The organism is Pedobacter aquatilis (assembly GCF_030409415.1).
Classification (GTDB): Bacteria; Bacteroidota; Bacteroidia; order Sphingobacteriales; family Sphingobacteriaceae; genus Pedobacter; species Pedobacter aquatilis.
In genome coordinates, this window is sequence record NZ_JAUFPW010000027.1 from 35,219 (window position 1) to 55,854 (window position 20,636).

The window sequence follows — 20,636 nt, forward strand, 5'->3', positions numbered from 1 at the left end:
TAAATAGTTTTTTAATAATTTTGCAGCTTAAATAAAAATAATTTGTCTATTATACTTGCTATAGAGTCCTCTTGCGATGATACTTCGGTTGCTATATGTAACAACGGCAAAATTACGGCCAATGTTATTGCAAACCAAACAATTCATGAAAATTATGGTGGTGTAATCCCTGAATTAGCTTCAAGGGTACATCAACAAAATATAGTGCCCGCCGTTCAGCAAGCATTATTGATTGCTAAGGTTACAAAACAGGACATAAGTGCTGTTGCTTTTACACAAGGGCCGGGCTTATTAGGCTCGCTCCTGGTAGGTGTTTCCTTTGCAAAATCATTTGCATTGGCATTAAATATACCGCTAATTTCTGTCAATCATATGCATGCGCACATTCTTGCACATTTTATTGATGAACCTAAACCGAATTTTCCATTTTTATGCTTAACAGTTTCTGGAGGACACACTCAAATCGTTTTGATAAAAGATTATTTTGATATGGAAATTGTGGGGGAAACTTTGGATGATGCCGCAGGAGAAGCTTTTGATAAAACCGCCAAAATTTTGCAATTGCCTTATCCTGGTGGACCTTTAATTGATAAACATGCTCAATTAGGAAACCCAAAGGCATTTAAGTTTGCTGAACCTCAAATTACAGATTTGAACTTTAGCTTCAGCGGATTTAAAACTTCTATTTTATATTTTATCCGCAAGCAGGAAAAGGAAAACCCTGATTTTATTGCTGAAAATTTAAACGATATTTGTGCTTCTGTTCAATACAGTATTATTCAGATTTTGATGAATAAACTTAAAAAGGCCGCGAAGCAATTCAATATTAAGGAAGTTGCCATTGCAGGCGGTGTTTCTGCTAATTCAGGTTTAAGGAATACTCTAGAGCAAACAGCTATCGATTTTGGTTGGAACGTTTACATTCCGGCTTTTCAATACTGTACTGATAATGCAGGCATGATTGCAATTGCCGGATACCATAAGTTTCTGAAGCAAGAGTTTGTCGGTCAGGATGTTTCGCCATTGGCAAGAATGGAATTTTGATGAGGCTTAATTGATTAATTGCTGAATTGGTTAATTGTAGAATAGCTTAATTGTTGAATTGTTACTTGAAATTTGAAATTTGAGATTTGAGATTTGAGATTTGAAAATTGAATATTGTGATTTGTAATTTGAAACTTGAGCCTTGATAATTGACCTTTAAAATAACCTTCCGAATCAGACATCTGACTTTGGACTAATAAAAATTATATGACTGGAGCATCATTAGTATTTTGGATAGTTTGCGCTATACCTTTAATGGGGATTTTGTATTACCTCATTAGGAAAGATAAAAATAAATTAAAAGGAAGCTGGGGCGTAATTATCTTGGGTGCCTTACTTGTTGCGGCTATCTTGGTTATCGTTTACGTAACTAAAGATTTCAACGCAATTTTTAGTCAAAACTAGATATTGCGATAAAAGCCATAAAACAAACAGTCCCGGTTAAATTAATAATCGGGACTGTTTTTGTTTATAAGATTTAATCTATTTTTCTTCTAACTTATCGCCAGTTACTTCAGCTTTAATTTTAGCTTCTAACTCTTCGGCCAATTCAGGGTTATCACTTAAAAGTTGCTTAACGGCATCTCTACCTTGTCCAAGTTTTGTATCTCCGTAAGAGAACCAAGAGCCTGCTTTTTTAATAATACCGAAATCTACACCTAAATCAATAATCTCACCGTTTTTAGAAATTCCTTCGCCAAACATTACATCAAACTCAGCAATACGGAAAGGCGGTGCAACTTTGTTCTTTACAATTTTCACCTTCACACGGTTACCCGAAACCTCGTCAGTATCTTTAATCTGCGAAATTCTACGGATATCTAAACGTACCGAAGCATAAAATTTTAATGCATTACCACCAGTTGTTGTTTCAGGGTTACCAAACATGACACCAATTTTATCACGTAATTGGTTAATAAAAATACAGCAACATCCGGTTTTCGAAATCGTACCGGTTAATTTACGCAATGCTTGGCTCATTAAACGGGCATGTAAACCCATTTTGCTGTCGCCCATTTCGCCTTCAATTTCACTTTTTGGTACTAATGCAGCAACAGAGTCAATAACAATTACATCAATTGCGCCAGAACGAATCAGGTTATCTGCAATTTCTAATGCCTGCTCACCATTATCTGGTTGAGAGATTAAAAGGTTGTCAGTATCAACACCTAATTTCTTAGCATAAAATTGGTCGAAAGCATGTTCTGCATCAATAAAGGCAGCAATACCACCTTTTTTCTGCGCTTCTGCAATAATGTGCGTAGCTAGAGTTGTTTTACCTGACGATTCTGGGCCGTATATTTCAATAACCCTTCCTTTTGGAATTCCACCAATACCTAAGGCAATATCTAAACTAATCGAACCTGTAGAAATAAATTCAAGTGGCTCAATAGCTGTATCACCAAGTTTCATTATCGTGCCTTTACCGTACGATTTTTCTAATTTATCTAAAGTAAGCTGTAAAGCTTTTAATTTATCTGTGTTGACAGTTGCACTCATTTTTTCTTTCATGTAAGGCGTAAATATAAAATTAATCTATCGGCTAAAATCAAATGTTTAAAACTTGTTTACTAAAATATTTAGCTAAGTTAATTGTTTTTTGGCTAATGTCAATAGTAAATTAAAAATAAATTACAATACTGCAATTTTGTTCAGTTTTTCAAAATATTTGCACATATAAGTTATTTCGCAAATATTGCATTTAGGGCTTCTGGCTACGCAAACATATCGTCCGTGCAGAATTAACCAATGATGTGCGATGTGAATATCATGCTCTGGCAAATTCTTTACCAAATCCTTTTCTACAGCCAAAGGCGTTTTGCCATTAGTTAGTCCAAGTCTGTTTGCAACCCTAAATACATGCGTATCAACGGCCATAGCAGGTGCATTATAAATTACCGAAGCAATCACATTAGCTGTTTTTCTACCCACACCAGGCATTTTCTGCAAATTATCAATATCCGATGGTACGACATCATTAAACTCATTTATTAATATATTTGCCATACCAACCAAATGTTTAGCCTTATTATTTGGATAGCTGATGCTTCTGATGTAGTCAAATACAATATCGGGTGTAACTTCTGCAAGCGCTTTGGCATTTGGGAACCGCTGAAAAAGGGCAGGCGTAACCATATTAACTCGTTTATCGGTACACTGTGCAGATAAAATTACGGCCACCAAAAGCTGATATGGATTGTTGTAATGGAGTTCTGTTTCTGCATCTGGCTGCTTCGCCGAAAAATGTTCTACAAAAAGTTTATACCGTTCTTTTTTAAGCATGGGCAAATATAGCTAGCTATTTTCATAACGATTAGAAATATTAGAAAATTGAAGCAAGCAATTCTTGGCGCAATTCGTCCCGCTTTGCACTACAATCTTTTTAATACAGCTGTCCTGCTGAGGTATGTGGCATTTGTTTCATCGCTTGCAGATGAATTATATATAAAGTTACTGCTCAATTAAAAAGTATTTACGTTGCAATCGGGTTTAGAAACTTTAGGTTAGTGCCGCAAACATCCCTCGGGCCAAGGCTTAACAAATCCTTATACAATACTTAAACTCACCCATATCCCACCTATAGCAAATGAATGTAGTAGTCTTAAGTAAGGCAAAGGCACTGTAAAGCCAAAGACAATTCAAGATAGTCCACCTTTTATTCGCAAAACGCGGACTTACCGCGGACTCACTGCGGAATTACGCTAGCTGATCTCCGAAAGAGGACTATATAAAATAACAATATAAATGCTATTAATGGTACCGATTAATGAAATGAACTGACAGCAACTTTCTCAGTTACCTCTACTTCCTGATTTTGATTGCTTTTTATTAACCAAAAGGCAAAAAAAGCACCTACTAAGGCCATTGCTGCACCAACATAGGCCGGTGAGGTATAATCAAAACCATAAACTAAAGGCAAGCCCCCAAAAAATGCACCTAAGGCATTTCCAATATTAAAACTCGCCTGACTTGCTGAAGCTGCGAGCATCTCCGAACCTTTTGCAGATTGTATCATAAGCATTTGAATCGGGGCAGCCAGTGAGAATGAAACAGCTCCCGTAACAAATGTCATTATAAGTGCCATAACTTGATTAGCCGAAACAAAATGAACGATTGTTAACGTAACTACCATTGTAATAAGTAATGCTGCCGAAGCTTTAGCTGGCGAATATTTATCTGCTAATATGCCACCAAGGTAGTTCCCGGTCATCATGCCCAAGCCTGCAAGCATTAATATATAAGTTACTGCATTTGAAGAAAAACCTGCAACTTCTGTCATTAGCGGAGCTATGTAGCTGTACCAGGTAAATAAACCGCCGGTACCAATAGATATCATAAAAATGATTATCCAGGCTTCTCTTTTCTTAAAAAAGCTAAGTTCTGACTTTAGATTTCGGTCTTTGGCCGCCCCTAATGCTGGTAACCAGAGTTTTAAACTCAATAAAGTAACTAAACCAACCAATACAACAACCGCAAATGATATACGCCAGGAAAAGTTGTGTCCAATAAATGTACCTAAAGGAACACCAACAATATTTGCAATGGTTAAACCCATAAACATTAAAGAAACTGCTTGGGCTGCTTTACCCTCTTTTGCGATTCTGCTGGCTACAACAGAACCTACACCGAAGAAAGCGCCATGGGGTAACCCTGAAAGTAATCTGGCTATAAATAAAGTATTAAACGTTGGGGCAAAGGCAGAAAACGCATTAAAAGCCGTAAACATAACCATTAAGGCAATTAATATCTTTTTTGGTGGATACTTACCGGCAATCATAATTAAGAGCGGTGCACCAATTACAACACCGAGCGCATAAGCAGAAATTAAATGACCAGCTTCTGGAATGGTAACTTTTAAGTCTTTTGCAATATCTGGCAAAAGCCCCATCATTACAAATTCTGTAATGCCGATGCCTAAACCACCAAGTGTAAGCGGAAGTAAGTTCTTATTCATAGCGATGCTTAGTGTTAAAATTACACTAAGCAAATGTAGGGCTTTTAATTAATTATGCGAAGCGAAGGCTTTAAAAATGGAAGATGTATGACTTTTTGGGAAATGAAAGATGGAAAATGGATAAGGGAGAATGAGAAATGGATAAGGAAAATAGTAGTAGAGTATGGAAGGGTTGTAAATAAAAAAAGCTTCCTTAATTTTAAGAAAGCTTTTTGATATGTAAAATTACTTTGATTTGCTATATGCTAAAATCCTGTTGATGGCATCATCTGAAGGATTTTTTAGCAGCCCATCTAACTTACTTTTAATTTGATCATAAAATAAGTCAATTTCCGCGTCAGACTCATTATCAGTTGTGTACTGAAACATGTTTTGTGTGGGTAAATTTACATTTGTTTTTGATGTAGAGGTTTTTGTCATAAGCAACTAAATGTTTTTGTTTTATAAACTTAACGATAGTTCAGATGCTTTATTTCAATCCCTAAAACATTTTATGTAACTTTTTCATTACCCCTTATAAGTCATCTCTTTTGTTTTAAGCATTTTACGCAAGTTGCTTAACGCATAGCGCATTCTGCCTAGAGCAGTATTAATGCTCACATCAGTTAAATCGGCAATTTCTTTAAAACTTAAATCTGCGTAGTGGCGCATTAAAAGCACTTCTTTCTGCTCATCCGGTAATAAATGAATCATTGCTTTCAGATCTTTGTGGGTTTGGTCGCGAAGCATTTTTTCTTCTGCACTTTCATCATAAAAGTGTAGCATATTAAATACATCCATTCCATCCGAACTTGTAATAATTGGTGTTCGTTTTTCCTTTCTGAAATAATCGATAACTAAGTTGTGCGCAATACGCATTACCCAAGGTAAGAACTTGCCTTCCTCGTTATATCTCCCCGATCGCAAAGTGTTAATTACTTTGATAAAAGCATCTTGAAAAATATCTTCCGCTAAGTATTGGTCTTTTACCAACAAGTAGATAGAAGTATAAATTTTGCTTTTATGTCTTTGTAAAAGTTCTTGCAATCCATTCTCGTTCCCGGCAACGTATAACTTTACCAGGTCCTGATCATTATATGATTGTAAATTCATAGGTTTACCTACACTAAATCCCGTACTATTTGCTAAAAATTAATTTGTAGAAGTTTAATTTCTATAGCTGCTCTCCTATGTTTTTTGAATGTGTTAGTTTGGTTCTGAGTTTGTTAATATTCAAAGAAAGTTAATTTTTTATCAAAAAACAAAAAATTAAATGTTAAAAAATAAATTAACGGTCCCAGTACCTTATTTTTGTATCTTCTTAAAACCCAAATTACTTTATCGGGGTTTGATAATATATTCTTAATAATACATGAGCAAAAAAGAAGCCGAAAAAGATCCGCACAAAAATATTATTATAAAAGGTGCCAGAGTGCACAACCTTAAAAATATAGATGTTGCTATTCCGAAAAATAAATTGGTGGTGGTAACTGGTATGTCAGGTTCGGGTAAATCTTCGCTTGCTTTTGATACACTTTACGCAGAAGGTCAACGCAGGTATGTAGAAAGTTTGTCGTCTTATGCACGCCAATTTATGGGGCGTATGAACAAGCCAGATGTAGATTATATTAAAGGAATTGCACCAGCCATCGCCATTGAGCAAAAGGTAATAACTTCGAATCCACGCTCTACGGTGGGTACATCTACAGAAATTTACGATTATTTAAAGTTACTTTTTTCCAGAATCGGGAAAACCATTTCGCCAATATCTGGCAAAATAGTAAAGAAAGATTCTGTAAGTACAGTGGTAGATTATGTAAGCTCGCTAGCCGATGATACAACAGTAACCATATACTGCCCGCTTTATCCTCATAACAATAGAACGATAAAAGAAGAACTCGCTATCTTATTGCAAAAAGGGTTTTTAAGAGTTTTGATCAATAATAAAATAGAAAAAATTGAATCAGTTTTAGATGACCCTGATTTTAAGGATGTTGAGCTAGTTGACGACAAAACTGTACAGATCTTAATAGATAGAATTGTAACCAATAAAGAAGAAGAAACGCTAAGCCGTTTAGCCGATTCTGTACAAACTGCATTTTTTGAAGGTAAGGGAGATAGTTATGTTGAGGTAAAAGGAAATACTAAGCACTTCAGCGATAGATTTGAATTGGACGGTATGCGTTTCGAAGAGCCTACACCAAATTTTTTCTCATTTAATAATCCGTATGGCGCTTGTAAACGTTGCGAAGGTTACGGAAATGTAATTGGTATTGATGAAGACTTAGTAATCCCTGATAAAAGCAAGAGTGTTTATGATAATGCAATTGCGCCATGGAGAGGTGAGAAAATGGGCGTTTGGCTTCAGAATTTCATTAAAGCTTCTGCTAAATTTGATTTTCCAATTCACAGAGCCTATAACCAGCTTACAGAAAAAGAGCAAGCTTTATTATGGACAGGAAATAAATACTTTGAGGGATTAAATGCCTTTTTCAAAGAATTGGAAGAACAAACCTACAAAATTCAATATCGTGTAATGTTATCCCGCTATCGCGGAAAAACAGTTTGCCCGGATTGTAAAGGTTCTCGCCTGCGCAAAGATGCATCGTATGTAAAAATTGCAGAAAAATCCATTATTGATGTGGTGTTAATGCCTTTGGCTAAAGCATTAACCTTTTTTAACGAATTGAAATTAAGTGTTAACGATGCTAAAATTGCAAAGCGTTTACTTGCCGAAATTAACAATCGCTTCTTATACCTTAACAATGTTGGTTTAGGTTATTTAACCCTAAATCGTTTATCAAATACCCTCTCGGGAGGTGAATCTCAACGTATTAACCTTGCAACTTCATTAGGTAGTAGCTTGGTTGGTTCTATTTACGTTTTAGATGAACCAAGTATAGGTTTGCATCCACGTGATACCAATAAGTTAATTGAAGTTTTAATTTCTTTGCGAAATGTTGGCAATACGGTTTTGGTTGTAGAACATGAGGAAGAAATGATGCGTGCGGCCGATTACATTATCGATATCGGTCCGGAAGCAGGAACGCATGGTGGTAACTTGGTTTTCAGCGGAGATTACGAAGCCATTTTAAAAGATAAAAATAGTTTAACAGGACGCTATTTATCAGGCGTTGATAAAATTGCAATACCAGAAAAACGCAGAAAGTGGAAAGATCATGTTCTTATTAAAGGAGCAAGAGAAAATAACCTTAAAAATATTGATGTTAAGTTTCCATTAGGTGTTTTTACTGCCGTAAGTGGTGTTTCTGGCTCGGGTAAAACCAGTTTGGTCAAGAAAATTCTTTACCCGGCTTTGCAAAAAGCAATTGGAAATTATGCTGGTGAGCAAACCGGTGCTTATGATGGTATTTTCGGTAACTATGATTTGGTTAGTGCTGTGGAAATGGTCGACCAAAATCCTATTGGTCGTTCAAGTCGCTCAAATCCGGTTACCTATGTTAAAGCCTGGGATGATATTAGAGCATTGTTTTCTTCGCAGGCAGCCGCAAAGGCTGCGGGTTTAAAACCAGCTGCGTTCTCTTTTAACGTTGAAGGTGGTAGATGTGACGTTTGCCAGGGTGAGGGCGAAGTGAAAATAGAAATGCAGTTTATGGCAGATATCTATTTGCCATGCGAAGCTTGTGGTGGAAAACGCTTTAAACAACAAGTATTGGATATCACCTACAAAGAGAAAAACGTTTCTGATATTTTGGATATGACTATCGAAGAAGCGGTAGATTTCTTTAAAGACGAACAAAAAATTCTGAATAAATTGAATCCATTGGTTGATGTTGGTTTGGGCTACGTTCATTTAGGTCAATCTTCTAACACCTTATCTGGTGGCGAAGCGCAACGTATTAAATTAGCATCATTTTTAATAAAGGGAAATAACGCAAACAAAACCTTATTCATTTTTGATGAACCAACAACTGGTTTGCATTTCCATGATATCAAAAAGTTATTAAAAGCATTAAATACTTTAATCGAACAAGGCAATACAATTCTTGTTATCGAACACAATATGGATATGATTAAGTGTGCAGATTGGGTAATTGATATTGGTCCGGAAGGTGGTGACGGTGGTGGAAAACTTGTATTTGAAGGTATTCCGGAAGATTTGGTGAAAGAGAAAAACTCTTATACCGGAAAATATTTAGCTGACCATTTAAAATAAATTTATACTTTCGGCAATGCTTTTTCTAACCTTTATTATAGGCATCCTTCTAAATGCAATGGGCTATATTCCGCCTGGCAATATTAACTTAACCGTTGCTCAATTGGCCATAAATAAGGGCATGAGGCAGGTTTGGTACTTTATTTTATCGTTCTCTTGTGTAGAGGTATTTTTCACTTTCGGCATGATGCGCTTCGCCCGTTGGGCCATGAGCGATATTAATCCAAATGAAGCATTTAGTGAAGTAAGGTTAGGAACTTTAGTAGATTGCTTTATGATTCTCATGTTTATTACCATGGGTACTATAACATGGGTAAACCGTAAAAAAGCTCCAAAAACCAGTAGTAAAAAAGAAGATAAGCGTAGCGGAAGTGTACTTTATGGCTTAATTCTTGGTGTTTTAAACCCTGTACAAATTCCGTTTTGGTTGTTCTTTGGTAACTATGTTATTTTGCATAATTGGATTGAAACCGATTATTTATCGCTTGTAATTTTCAGTTTAGGTTCGGGTTTAGGTTCTGCCGGAGCATTATATTTGTACGCACATTTTGCCACTTTTATACAAGAAAAATTTGCATTAAGCAGTTTAATTATCAATAAATCGATTGCGATATTTTTATACGCTTTAGCTGTTTATTTAATTGTAAAGCAGGTAATTATTGTTTTTTAGCCGTGCCTCGCAATGACGTGATGTTTAAGGTTTTCGTCATTCTGAACTTGTTTCAGAATCTCACCTAATTATTAGCCTATTTATTTTGGAAATGAAAGCTCAGCTAAATGGCGGCTTTTAGTCCCGCCAAACACTTTACTCCACTGCGTTCCGTGTTCGTTTATGTCGGGTTTAGGTACAAAGGTTTTTGCATGAAAAGCCCCTCAAAATGGTTACTGTTTTAATTTAAATAACCCCCGACATAACGAATTCCGATATTTCATCGGTAGTAGTTGGCGGGACTGCTGTAACCGATGTTTCACTGTCTTTGCGCTCCAAATTATTTAATAATGGAAGATGTAAGATGGATGAGGGAATCAGTTTTTCATCTTACATCTTCCATCAAATATTTATAACCCAGTTTACTTTAAAAATTCTACGTTCCAGATTTTTTCTGCCTTTCTACCAATCAGCCAAAATGAAGCTGCTAACACCGAAAAGAAAAGCGCCTTATGCCAGCTATCCCAAAAGTATTCGAAATAGCGAGTGTACAAATTGATAAATAGAAAAGTAATGCCAAACTCGCGGGCAATATCATCTCTGTATTTTAAACCATATAAGGTGCTTGCCAGGCAAATTGCAGCAGAAATTAATGCCCAGTAAAATAAACTTAATTGCCTGATTTTATACCATTCTTCGAGGCTGGCGAAATTGCCAAATACGGATAATGCCCAAAGCGAAACAAATAGGTAAACCATTCCTGCAATGTAGGTAACCTGAAAAAAGTGTTTGGTTCTTGGTATAACCTTCATTATAACGGAAGCGGCAGTTAATATGGCCCCAAAAACGACAAAACGTAGTGGGTAATTCATCCCAAGGAAATAATAATTCCAGCGACTTAAATAGCCCGTTTCTGTGCCAAACCATGCACCGAGTGAGATTAGTGCAAAAACCCAAATCAATCTTGATTTAAAAATATAACCTAAAGCACCATAAATAAATACGGAAATTAAAATCAAGACAGAAAAATTACCAGAACCATTATCTATGGCTTTTCCAAAATAAGCTACAGCATTCGCCGTTAGTAAAATGGCAGAAAAGACTATTGCTTCATTGCTGAATTTTAAATTAGGTAAATTCTTTTTTCTTCTAAAACCAAGGATGTATAACCATGCGGCTATGCCTCCGGAAACAATTGCAATTACAATATTTGGCGTGTTGTAAACTCTTTTTAGGTAGTTTAAAATTGAGTTATCGATAAGCAACGAACCTAGTGCAATAAAGCCACAGGCAAGTGCAATCCAAAAAGCATATTGCGCTAAACGTAACCAATCGAAGTTTTTAGCTTCATAACTTTTTCTCAGTTTTTGCCCTGTTTCTTCGGTAATTAAACCATCGGTTTCCCATTGGTCTATCATATCATCAAGAAATTCACTTTTTTCTTTATCGACTCTCATAGGTTAGGTAATGAACGAAGATATGTTTTTTAGTCGGAAGTCAAAATGTCAGAAGTTTTAAGCTAATATGCGCTGTTGCCATTCATTGCTTTGTACAATTATAACTTCTGACTAAAGACTCCCAACTTTTTATTAAATCACATCTTTGATCTTCTTATTGTTTCCAACAATCCAAATCACATCACCATTGGCAAAAACAAAATCGGAGGATGGGTTTAGAATTCTTTCTGCACCACGTTCTATGCCTACAATTAATGCCTGCGCTTTTTCCCTGATTCCGGCATTGCGAATACTTAAACCAAATACAGGGGATTCGGTGTTTACCACAACTTTTTGTAAAGTCATTTCCTTATCAGGGAAGTTGTTTTCTTCTTCTATTTCTGGCGTGTTCACTTCCAAAATGGCTTTTACCATTGCCAACTGATCATCGGCGCCAATAAGCAGTAATTTATCGTTTGGATAAAGTCTTTCATCACGTCCAGGTGTTGGAATAGTATTTCTCCCGCGTTCTATCATGGCAATATTTACACCGAACTTTTCTCTAATCATTAATTCCGTTAGGGTTTTTCCAACCACTTCCGATTCTGGCGATACCTTAAGCTCGGTTAAGTGTGTATCCCACGGTAAAATATCTGGTTTTTGGTTTTCTCTGGCGTTTAAATTCTTGATGAAACGGCGTTCCAGTTTATCGTAAAAAGATTGAAGCTTTCTGGAGAATATAATCATTCCAAGCACGATTAAACCCAGTGCAATTAGGGCGGCAACCCAGGTATCGAAAAACTCGTACATTAAAAACCCAACGAAGAATATACCTAATGCAATCCTGAAGAACTCAATGGCAATTAGCGGGCCGCGGGTGTATTTTTTATTTAACCAAAGGTGAGAGTAAGCTGTTTTTTGAATCCTCCGAATGGATAAAGCCCATAAAAAAGGAGACATTAAGATAAAAGACAGGGATACACTAATTATAATAGAAGTTAATCCATTAGTAATATTCTTAACAATAAATGGTTGCAAATATCTTGATGTAAGAAAAATAACGGCGATAATAATTACCGAATGAATGATTGTATTGAAAATGTAAGAACGAAGCAAAATTTTCCAATCGCTTAAGGTAGTAATTCCAGCTGTGCTTGAACTATATCTTTCAATACCATCCAACCATTTTTTTGGTAAAACCCGGTTTAAGAAATTATAAAAACTTTCGGATGATTTAATTAAATATGGTGTTGTAAAGGTTGTAATGGCTGAAGCCGCTACGGCAATTGGATAGAGAAACTCGCTTGTAACTTTAAGCGTTAAACCTAAAGTTGCAATGATGAATGAAAATTCTCCAATTTGCGCTAAACTCATTCCGGCTTGTACAGAGGTTTTTAATGGCTGACCAGACAGTAAAGCACCAAGAGATGAACTGATTAATTTACCAAGCACTGTAGCTAATGTTACCACTATAATTGGAAAAGCATAGTCAACCAAAACTTTTGGATCGATTAACATGCCAACAGAAACGAAAAATACAGCTGCAAATAAGTCTTTAACAGATTTTGTTAAGTGTTCTATTTTTTCGGCCTGCGTGGTTTCTGCTAAAATTGAACCCATAATAAAGGCGCCAAGTGCCGGAGAAAAACCAACCTTTACCGCAAGTAAAACCATAACCAAACACAATGCTAAAGAAACGATAAGCATGGTTTCGTCATTCATTAGTTTTCTGGTGGCTTTTAAGAAAGTCGGGATTAAAAAGATTCCTGCTAAAAACCATAAAACCAGAAAAAAGGCAAGCTTTAGTATCGAAACCAGCATCTCTGAGCCTGCAAACTGCTGACTTACCGCCAATGTTGAAAGGAGCACTAACAATAAAATAGCTACCAAGTCTTCAACAATTAGAACTCCAAAAACCAGGCCTGCAAACTTTTTATGCTTAACGCCTAACTCTTCAAAGGCTCTGATGATAATTGTTGTTGAGGATACCGATAAAATACCCCCCAGAAAGATGCTATCCATCGTACTCCAACCCATAAGTGAGCCTGCTGCGTAGCCGATTAGTAGCATAAATATAACTTCAACAATTGCAGTTATGGATGATGAACCACCAACTTTGACTAATTTTTTGAAACTGAATTCTAGGCCTAAGCTAAAGAGAAGGAAGATTACACCAATTTCTGCCCAAATGGTTATGCTTTTCTGGTCGGTTACGGTTGGTAAAAATTTGAAATGTGGGCCAACAATTAAACCAGCTAATATGTAGCCTAACACAAGAGGTTGTTTAATCTTTTTAAAAAGCAAGGTTATTATCCCTGCGGCGGCTAGTATTAATCCTAAATCGGCAATTAAATCTGGTAAATGAATCATTTTATTTTAAAGTGCTTAAAAATTAAAATTTTAAATTCGGCTAGAGCAATGGTTTTAATTGTTCTTGACCGTTAATTGAAAATGAAATCTACTTACCAAAAAATGTGTTTTGGATAGAGAATTTTAAATAAACACCGATAATGGTTATCTAATTTATTCAAAAATACCTTCGTATTTATTGCTTTAAGTATTAAAGCCGCAAATGCATAAAATAGAATTAATACGAATATTGATTGATGAATTTTAAGTGATGCAACTGATGAAATAAAATCTTTTTGCAGATGTTCGCTTTCGCTCTGTAAACTATAGTTAAGACTAATGTTTTTCTTTGTAGTGAAAGAATATGCCTTGGTATTAGATTCGATTTTTTTAATTACTGTTTTTTTTTGCGAAGCAAAGCCTGCGAAAGAAACAAAAGTTAGAAAGAATAAATAGATACAAAAAAGCCTCATTGCCGCTAATATAACGAAAACGAGGCTTTTTTAATAAGAAAACTGCTGCTAAATGCTTAATTTGAGATTGAGCTGAAAAAAGCAAGTGTTGCTTTTTTATCTTCCTGGAGTTGTACCGTTAACGCTTCTAATCCAGTAAACTTCACATCATGACGAAGGAATTTTAAGAAATTCATCTTGATATCCTGACCGTAAATTTCGCGATTGAAATCGAATATATTCACTTCAATATTTCTGGTCATGCCATTTATGGTTGGGCGCTGCCCGATGTAAGCCATTCCTTTGAAGGTTGAAGGTTGAAGGTTGAAGGTTGAGGTTTTAGTATTCAATTCAGGGTTTTGACTTTCAACTTTTAACTTTTCACTTTCCATACTCATTTCAACAGTCACCGCATAAATACCATCGCCTGGAATGAGCTTATACGTTTCCTCTACAAAAATATTTGCTGTTGGAAAACCTATTGTTCTGCCAATTTTATCTCCCTTAATTACACGACCATAAATAGAAAAAGGATAACCTAAATAATCTGTTGCTAAACTTACATCGCCAGCCAAAAGTGCCTGACGGATTTTAGTTGAACTTACGGCGACATCGTGAATATCTTGTTCGGCAATTTCTTCAACTGTAAAGCCATAATGTAAACCAGCGGCTCTTAAATCAGTTAAATTACCAGCTCTATCTTTACCAAAACGATGATCGTAACCAATGATAATGTGTTTTGTGCCGATATTGTTTACCAGTATGTTTTGAATATAATCTTCGGGAATTTGATTGGAAAAATCGCGTGTAAAGGGGGTAATGATTAAATGATCTACACCAAGACTTTTTAAAATTTCGGCCTTTTCGTTTATGGTATTTATCATTTTTAAATCCTGATTTTCAGGATCGATAATCATTCTTGGGTGGGGGAAGAAAGTTAGAATTACACTTTCGCCACCATCTGCTTTGGCTTTTGCAACCAGTTGTTTAATAATTTTTTGATGCCCAAAATGTACACCATCAAATGTACCAATGGTCACAATTGCGTTTTCAATTTTTGAAAACTCAGAAAGGTTATTATATATTTTCAATGATGATTTTTTTATGAATTGGGTTTTGCATGAGGGATGGAAGCGATGTCCTTTTTTGTTACTCCTTAGACGGGCTCAGGATGACAATAACAAAAAAGATTTAGCGTACAGCCCGACCCCTTGCGTAGCTTGGGGGCATGCCCAAATTTATTTTATTAATTAATGTAAAGCGTGGCGCTTAACTACGCCACCTTTTATATCGGCAATTTGATGTTGAATTACAAAAGCATCTGGATCGATTTGCCTGATGGCTGTTTGTAATTTACTCATCTCCAATTTTGTTACAACAGTAAAAATTATATCAATGTTTTTATTTTCTGCATAGCCACCAGAACCTTTATAAATAGTTACACCACGTTTCATATCGGCAATTATGTAACTTTTTATGGATTCTTGATTTTCGGAAATAATGGTTACACCCGTATATTGTTCAATTCCATTCACAATAAAATCGATGGTATAAGAAGCTGATAAATACGTTAAAATGGCGTACAAAGCAGTTTCTATATTTAGAAAATATGCTGCGAAAGCAAAAATGATGATGTTTAATATAAGTACAATATTACCTACTGTTAATATGCTGTTTTTGCTGATGTAGAGTGCCAATACTTCGGTTCCATCGATTACACAACCGCCACGCATGGCTAAACCAATTCCGCCACCTAAAAATAAACCACCAAAAAAGGCGATTAGTAATTTATCATGAGTGATGGGTTGGAAAGGAAAAAAAACTAAGGATATTGAAAGTGCCGCAATGGCGATAGCTGTTTTGATGGCAAAGGTTTTACCGATTTGTCTGTAACCTAAAATTACAAATGGAATGTTGATGATAACAATTAGGTACGATAAATCCCAATCGGTTAGTGTTCTCAACAACAGCGAAATTCCGGTAACGCCGCCATCGATAAAGTGGCTTGGCATTAAAAAGCTTTTTAATCCGAAACAGGCCGATGTTACACCAGCGGCGATTAAAAATACTTCCTTTATAAACCTTGCATTTTTATTTTTTAGATTGTTCATATTTCGGCAGCAGGTTTTTCTTCTTCCTTTTTGCTACGAATATAATTAACAAGCTCTAAAACCTCAAAAGAATTTGAAAGGTGAAAATTTCCGCTGCGGGTTCTGGTTAGTTTCGAAAGGTATGCACCACTATTTAAGGCTTTGCCAAAATCGGATACTAAAGAACGGATGTATGTTCCTTTGCTGCAAACAATTCTAAAATCTATTTCCGGTAATTCTATACGGGTAATTTCAAACTCAGGAACAGTTACAAAGCGTTTACGTAGTTCTACTTCTTCGCCTAGGCGAGCTTTTACATAAAGGCGTTCGCCGTTAATTTTTACTGCAGAATGTGCAGGCGGATATTGTTCTATATCGCCAGTGAATTGTGGTGTAGCGGCGTAAATTTGTTCGTTGGTGATTTGACTGATGTCGAAAGTTTCATCAACTTCAGTTTCCATATCGAAAGATGGTGTAGTAGCACCCAAAATTAAAGTGCCGGTGTATTCTTTTTCTTCGGCCTGAAAAGTATCTATTTGTTTGGTGAGTTTACCAGTGCAAATAATTAACAAGCCTGTTGCAAGCGGATCTAACGTGCCTGCATGACCAACTTTTAACTTTAAAGGTTTTAAGGAATTACGGATTTTGCCGACCACATCAAATGATGTCCATTTATATGGTTTATTAATTAGCAACAACTCACCTTCGGCGAAATTAAAATCTTTAAATTTTGAATTTTCTGTACTCACAAATCTTTTTTGCGCAAAGATACAGATTATATTATTTGCAGATTACGTCCGCTTAAAAGTAGAGCGATAATAATTAAGCCTGCAATAATTCTGTACCAACCAAACATTTTAAACCCATGTTTATTTAGATAACCGATAAAGCTTTTAATGGCTAATAATGCTACAATAAATGCGACAACATTACCAATAATTAATAGGTTTGTTTGTTCTTGCGTTATGGTGTTGCCGTCTTTATAAAAATCGTAAAGTTTTTTAGCGGTAGCGGCAAACATAGTAGGTACTGCCAGAAAGAAAGAAAATTCTGCTGCAACTTTTCTACTTAATTTCTGACTCATACCGCCAACAATAGTGGCGCCTGAGCGAGATACACCAGGAATCATGGCAATACATTGAAAGAAACCAATTTTTAATGCGGTTAGGTAAGTCACATTTTCTTCTTCGTGGATTGTAGGCTTATTAAACCATTTATCAACAAATAATAAGATAACGCCACCAACTAATAAAGATATTCCAACAGCCATTGGGCTTTCTAATAACTCATCAATTTTATCGCTCAATAGTAAACCAAAAATTGCCGCCGGGATAAATGCAACCAATAACTTAAAGTAGAAATTGATGGATTTAAAAAATCTTTTGAAGTATAAAACCACTACGGAAAGTATGGCGCCTAATTGGATGGCTACAGTAAAAAGTTTTACAAAGGGATCGCTCGCAATGCCCATAAAAGAGGAGCCAATAATCATGTGGCCCGTGCTCGATACAGGTAAAAACTCGGTTAGTCCTTCAATTATTGCAAGGATAATGGCTTCAAAAGAATTCATGTTGTATATTTCAGCAGGTTAAGCCCACTTAATTTTTAAGTTATAATTTTTTAATTTTACATCTTTCGATAAAAGCACTAAATCTTCTGCAATACTTTGCGATACAATAATCTATCGAAAGGATCATGATTAATAAAGTCGAGATTTAGCAGCGTAGAAAGATGAGTTTCATTTATTGAGATAATTTCAATTTGATTTCTTTCTGCAAAACGGAATAATTCATTAAATTCTATTTTAAGTTCGAGTTTGCCAATTTGTTTTTTTATGGCTATTTCCCAAAAGGAAACAATACTTATAAAGCATTGCTGATTAATGTCTGAAATGTCGTTTTTAATTGATGCGGGTAATTGAGTATCGCCAGCAACAAACCAAAGAAAAGTATGTGTATCTAATAAAAACCCCAATAAATGTATTCGGAGAATATATCTAATGGTTCATCAAAATCATTAGATAATTTAATTTTACCTTTCGCAAAGCCAAATTCACGTGATTTCAATTTTGTTTTTTTTAAATTCTTAACCTTTAGCGATTCAACAAAGTTGGCAACTTCTTGCCTAAGGTTCATAGGCAATGAATTTATTTCGAGTTGTAAATCTGAAGTTGTCATACCCTAAAGTTAAAAAAAACCAATAATTATAGCAACTGTTATTTTTTTAAGATGGCATATATACCAAAAGCGAAGCCAAAAAGAACCACAAGTGGCGCTAATAATGTTCTTCTGAAATCATAAATATCTCCAGTTGTGCCCATCATTAAAATAAAGCCTACAACAACGATTGCAATGCTAATTAATAACAATTGGTAATTTTTCTTTGTAAAAACCAATTCGCTTTTTGTTTCTTGCGATGCTGATGTCGATTTTTTTTGTGCCATTATCTATATAAATTATAAGATTTTAAACGTAAATATTTGCTTACCGCGAACCAGGTACTAATTCCGGTTATAAAGAAACCAATAATTATTAAACCAACAAACACAATTCCAAATTCCTTGTAGTTGTTTAAAATAATAATTTCCGGTACTTCTTTACGGGCATAAATCAATGTAGCCAATAGAATAATAATTGCAATAAATGCAGCAATTAAACCATGTAAAAAGGCAAATAATATAAAAGGACGTCTGATAAAGTTTTTCGTTGCACCAACTAGCTGCATACTTTTAATTAAAAATCGTTGAGAGTAAATTGCAAGACGTATAGTGTTGTTAATCAGTGCGATAGCAATTACAAGTAAAATAACAGCAAATGCTAAAATTACTAAACCAATAGTGCTAATATTCTTATTTACCATATCGATTAAAGAACTTTGGTACACTACTTCTTTTACAACCGGGTTTTTAGAAATACTGGTTTTTAATGCTTCAATACTTTTATTATTCGCAGATTCTGCCTTTAAGTAAACATCAAAGGTAGATGTTAATGGGTTGTAGCCCAAAAAGTTAACAAAATCTTCACCTAAATCTTGCGTTAAATTTCTAGCTGCTAATTCTTTATTTACGTATTGCGTTTGCTTAACCGCAGGATTTGAATTTAAGTCTTTTTGAAAAGCTAAAACATCGGCTTCTTTTGCACCTTCATCAACAATAATATTTAAAACAATGTTCTCTTTCACGTAGTTAGAAAGGTTTTTTGCATGAACAAGTACCAAGCCAAGAAGCCCAAGCATTAATAAAACTAATGCAATACTAAATATTGTAGATATGTATATGGTTTTAGTTTTCTTAGATGCGTCGCTTACTTCGAATTCTTCCATGTATTTAAATTTTGTTTTTTGCGAAAATATAAATTATACCTGATAAACCCCAATTAATAGGTTTTTAAATGAATACGAACGTTCTTATAACTAGCTTTAATTTAAATGATTTTCTTGAGTAGTTTTGTAGTTTTTTCAAAAAGCGGTACGAAATTTGGTAATTCGGCGTTAATATTACAATCTAAAACTTAATCATATCCCAATGAAAAAACAATTTACCATGTTTTGTCTGCTTCTTTTAACAGCAACGACAATATTTTCGTGCAAAAAAGATGATAGTTCTTTAAAAGCCCGAATTATTGGCAAATGGACAGTAAATAAAATTGAAGTTAGTGGAAATACTAACGCTGCGCTGAACGGAACTTTTAATTATACGGTTAACGATTATATTGATTTCAAAGCTAATGATGATGATCAGGTTGAGTTGAGTTTAAACAATCAGCGTACCATTGGAACTTACACTGGCTCACTTGGGAATGATTTTGTAATGTCGTTTCCTGAAGGTGTATCATACTGCTCTGCATCTACATTAACAGGTAATCAGTTAAATTTTACAGCTAAAATTGATAAAACTAATATTGTTAAGGTATATTACTTAACACGATAAAAATCTTAATCCCCCGATTATTTGCTTGCGCCATTGGTTAATTGAATCAATGGCGCATTTTTTTAGTTTTACCAGTAAATCATTTTTGATGGGAGAAACTCACATACAATGATTTCCGTATTTAGCTCCATAAATACAATGGTGTATTTTTTATAATTTAAGCACTTAAAACCCATCAAAGCCCTTTCTGGTTCATTACAAATTTTGTAACGCCTTCTTTCATCAGCCAATAGTTCGATAAAATCATAAACATCATCTGAAAATTTTTCTGCTGTTGCCGGAAAACCTTCTGATTCAATAAACCATGATATTTCAGCAATACTTTCTACAACAGATTCTTTGATTGTTATTTTTCTGCTGACCATTTCCTGATTAACTTTTTACTAATGGCCCTAGCCTCAGCAATTGAAAAAGTTTTCTCGGGATGATGTTTTAAAGCAGCTATCTTTTGTAGCTCTTGAAAGCTTTCTTCAGGGATGAGTACGTATTTTTTATTTTCGATTGTTATATGTTCCATAACTACTCATTTTGATTAACGAAGATAATAATAAATAACTTAACGGTTTAACTTGTTTTT

Annotated in this window: 22 protein-coding genes; 5 read left to right on the forward strand and 17 right to left on the reverse strand. The window is 35.1% G+C overall.

Translation table 11 applies throughout. From position 1 onward, the window contains the following. Positions 1–42: 42 nt before the first annotated feature. The gene (gene tsaD / locus QWY86_RS10925; protein ID WP_290241973.1) at positions 43–1,044 is read left to right on the forward strand and encodes a tRNA (adenosine(37)-N6)-threonylcarbamoyltransferase complex transferase subunit TsaD; all 1,002 of its coding nucleotides are present in this window, start codon (positions 43–45) and stop codon (positions 1,042–1,044) included. 207 nt (positions 1,045–1,251) lie between these two features. Continuing rightward, complete coding sequence (locus tag QWY86_RS10930) at positions 1,252–1,449, forward strand: hypothetical protein (protein WP_290241975.1); 198 nt, start codon at positions 1,252–1,254, stop codon at positions 1,447–1,449. Positions 1,450–1,527: 78 nt separating this feature from the next. Here QWY86_RS10930 and recA read toward each other — a convergent pair whose 3' ends face one another. The 5 genes from recA to QWY86_RS10955 all read right to left on the reverse strand — a co-directional run bounded on the left by recA (position 1,528) and on the right by QWY86_RS10955 (position 6,091). Then, on the reverse strand, positions 1,528–2,544 hold the full coding sequence (gene recA, locus QWY86_RS10935; RefSeq protein ID WP_290241976.1) for a recombinase RecA: 1,017 nt from the start codon (positions 2,542–2,544) through the stop codon (positions 1,528–1,530). Positions 2,545–2,676: 132 nt separating this feature from the next. Beyond that, on the reverse strand, positions 2,677–3,327 hold the full coding sequence (gene nth, locus QWY86_RS10940; protein ID WP_290241978.1) for an endonuclease III: 651 nt from the start codon (positions 3,325–3,327) through the stop codon (positions 2,677–2,679). Between the two features lie 481 nt (positions 3,328–3,808). Continuing rightward, a complete protein-coding gene (locus QWY86_RS10945) occupies positions 3,809–4,999 on the reverse strand; it encodes an MFS transporter (RefSeq protein WP_290241980.1) in 1,191 nt (396 codons plus the stop codon). A 225-nt stretch (positions 5,000–5,224) separates the two neighbouring features. Continuing rightward, on the reverse strand, positions 5,225–5,419 hold the full coding sequence (locus QWY86_RS10950) for a hypothetical protein (RefSeq protein WP_290241983.1): 195 nt from the start codon (positions 5,417–5,419) through the stop codon (positions 5,225–5,227). A gap of 87 nt (positions 5,420–5,506) precedes the next feature. Next, on the reverse strand, positions 5,507–6,091 hold the full coding sequence (locus QWY86_RS10955; protein WP_290241985.1) for an RNA polymerase sigma factor: 585 nt from the start codon (positions 6,089–6,091) through the stop codon (positions 5,507–5,509). A 259-nt stretch (positions 6,092–6,350) separates the two neighbouring features. Here QWY86_RS10955 and uvrA point away from each other — a divergent pair, with 259 nt between their 5' ends. Continuing rightward, positions 6,351–9,155, forward strand: a complete 2,805-nt coding sequence (gene uvrA, locus QWY86_RS10960; protein WP_290241987.1) for an excinuclease ABC subunit UvrA — start codon at positions 6,351–6,353, stop codon at positions 9,153–9,155. Between the two features lie 16 nt (positions 9,156–9,171). Further along, positions 9,172–9,825 carry a LysE family transporter gene (locus QWY86_RS10965; RefSeq protein ID WP_290241989.1) on the forward strand — a complete coding sequence of 218 codons (654 nt, stop codon included), beginning with the start codon at positions 9,172–9,174 and terminating at the stop codon, positions 9,823–9,825. A gap of 401 nt (positions 9,826–10,226) precedes the next feature. Here QWY86_RS10965 and QWY86_RS10970 read toward each other — a convergent pair whose 3' ends face one another. From QWY86_RS10970 to QWY86_RS11015, 10 genes are all read right to left on the reverse strand, one after another. Next, the gene (locus QWY86_RS10970; RefSeq protein ID WP_290241991.1) at positions 10,227–11,261 is read right to left on the reverse strand and encodes a DUF2157 domain-containing protein; all 1,035 of its coding nucleotides are present in this window, start codon (positions 11,259–11,261) and stop codon (positions 10,227–10,229) included. A gap of 132 nt (positions 11,262–11,393) precedes the next feature. Continuing rightward, positions 11,394–13,610, reverse strand: coding sequence for a cation:proton antiporter domain-containing protein (locus QWY86_RS10975; protein ID WP_290241993.1), 2,217 nt, complete (start codon positions 13,608–13,610; stop codon positions 11,394–11,396). Positions 13,611–14,118: 508 nt separating this feature from the next. Next, positions 14,119–15,132, reverse strand: coding sequence for a bifunctional riboflavin kinase/FAD synthetase (locus QWY86_RS10980; RefSeq protein WP_290241995.1), 1,014 nt, complete (start codon positions 15,130–15,132; stop codon positions 14,119–14,121). A gap of 159 nt (positions 15,133–15,291) precedes the next feature. After that, entirely contained in the window at positions 15,292–16,152 is an 861-nt protein-coding gene (locus tag QWY86_RS10985; RefSeq protein WP_290241997.1) for a YitT family protein, read from the reverse strand. Then, positions 16,149–16,880, reverse strand: coding sequence for a tRNA pseudouridine(55) synthase TruB (gene truB / locus QWY86_RS10990; protein ID WP_290241999.1), 732 nt, complete (start codon positions 16,878–16,880; stop codon positions 16,149–16,151). Before truB ends, QWY86_RS10985 begins: the two co-directional genes overlap by 4 nt. Before the next feature lie 26 nt (positions 16,881–16,906). Then, positions 16,907–17,701 (reverse strand): undecaprenyl-diphosphate phosphatase, encoded by a 795-nt coding sequence (locus tag QWY86_RS10995; protein ID WP_290242001.1) that lies wholly within the window; start codon positions 17,699–17,701, stop codon positions 16,907–16,909. A gap of 77 nt (positions 17,702–17,778) precedes the next feature. After that, positions 17,779–18,105, reverse strand: coding sequence for a type II toxin-antitoxin system VapC family toxin (locus tag QWY86_RS11000; RefSeq protein ID WP_290242003.1), 327 nt, complete (start codon positions 18,103–18,105; stop codon positions 17,779–17,781). Beyond that, positions 18,090–18,308: a type II toxin-antitoxin system VapB family antitoxin gene (gene vapB / locus QWY86_RS11005; RefSeq protein WP_290242004.1), complete on the reverse strand. Its 219-nt coding sequence runs from the start codon at positions 18,306–18,308 to the stop codon at positions 18,090–18,092. The genes QWY86_RS11000 and vapB overlap by 16 nt, the downstream gene beginning before the upstream one ends. A gap of 38 nt (positions 18,309–18,346) precedes the next feature. After that, entirely contained in the window at positions 18,347–18,574 is a 228-nt protein-coding gene (locus QWY86_RS11010) for a DUF3098 domain-containing protein (RefSeq protein ID WP_290242006.1), read from the reverse strand. Further along, a complete protein-coding gene (locus tag QWY86_RS11015) occupies positions 18,574–19,452 on the reverse strand; it encodes a cell division protein FtsX (protein ID WP_290242008.1) in 879 nt (292 codons plus the stop codon). Before QWY86_RS11015 ends, QWY86_RS11010 begins: the two co-directional genes overlap by 1 nt. 202 nt (positions 19,453–19,654) lie before the next feature. Here QWY86_RS11015 and QWY86_RS11020 point away from each other — a divergent pair, with 202 nt between their 5' ends. Beyond that, entirely contained in the window at positions 19,655–20,059 is a 405-nt protein-coding gene (locus QWY86_RS11020; protein ID WP_290242010.1) for a lipocalin family protein, read from the forward strand. A 68-nt stretch (positions 20,060–20,127) separates the two neighbouring features. Here QWY86_RS11020 and QWY86_RS11025 read toward each other — a convergent pair whose 3' ends face one another. Both QWY86_RS11025 and QWY86_RS11030 read right to left on the reverse strand, forming a co-directional pair. Continuing rightward, positions 20,128–20,424, reverse strand: a complete 297-nt coding sequence (locus QWY86_RS11025; RefSeq protein WP_290242012.1) for a type II toxin-antitoxin system RelE/ParE family toxin — start codon at positions 20,422–20,424, stop codon at positions 20,128–20,130. Then, positions 20,406–20,576, reverse strand: coding sequence for a hypothetical protein (locus tag QWY86_RS11030; protein ID WP_290242014.1), 171 nt, complete (start codon positions 20,574–20,576; stop codon positions 20,406–20,408). The genes QWY86_RS11025 and QWY86_RS11030 overlap by 19 nt, the downstream gene beginning before the upstream one ends. Positions 20,577–20,636 lie beyond the last annotated feature (60 nt).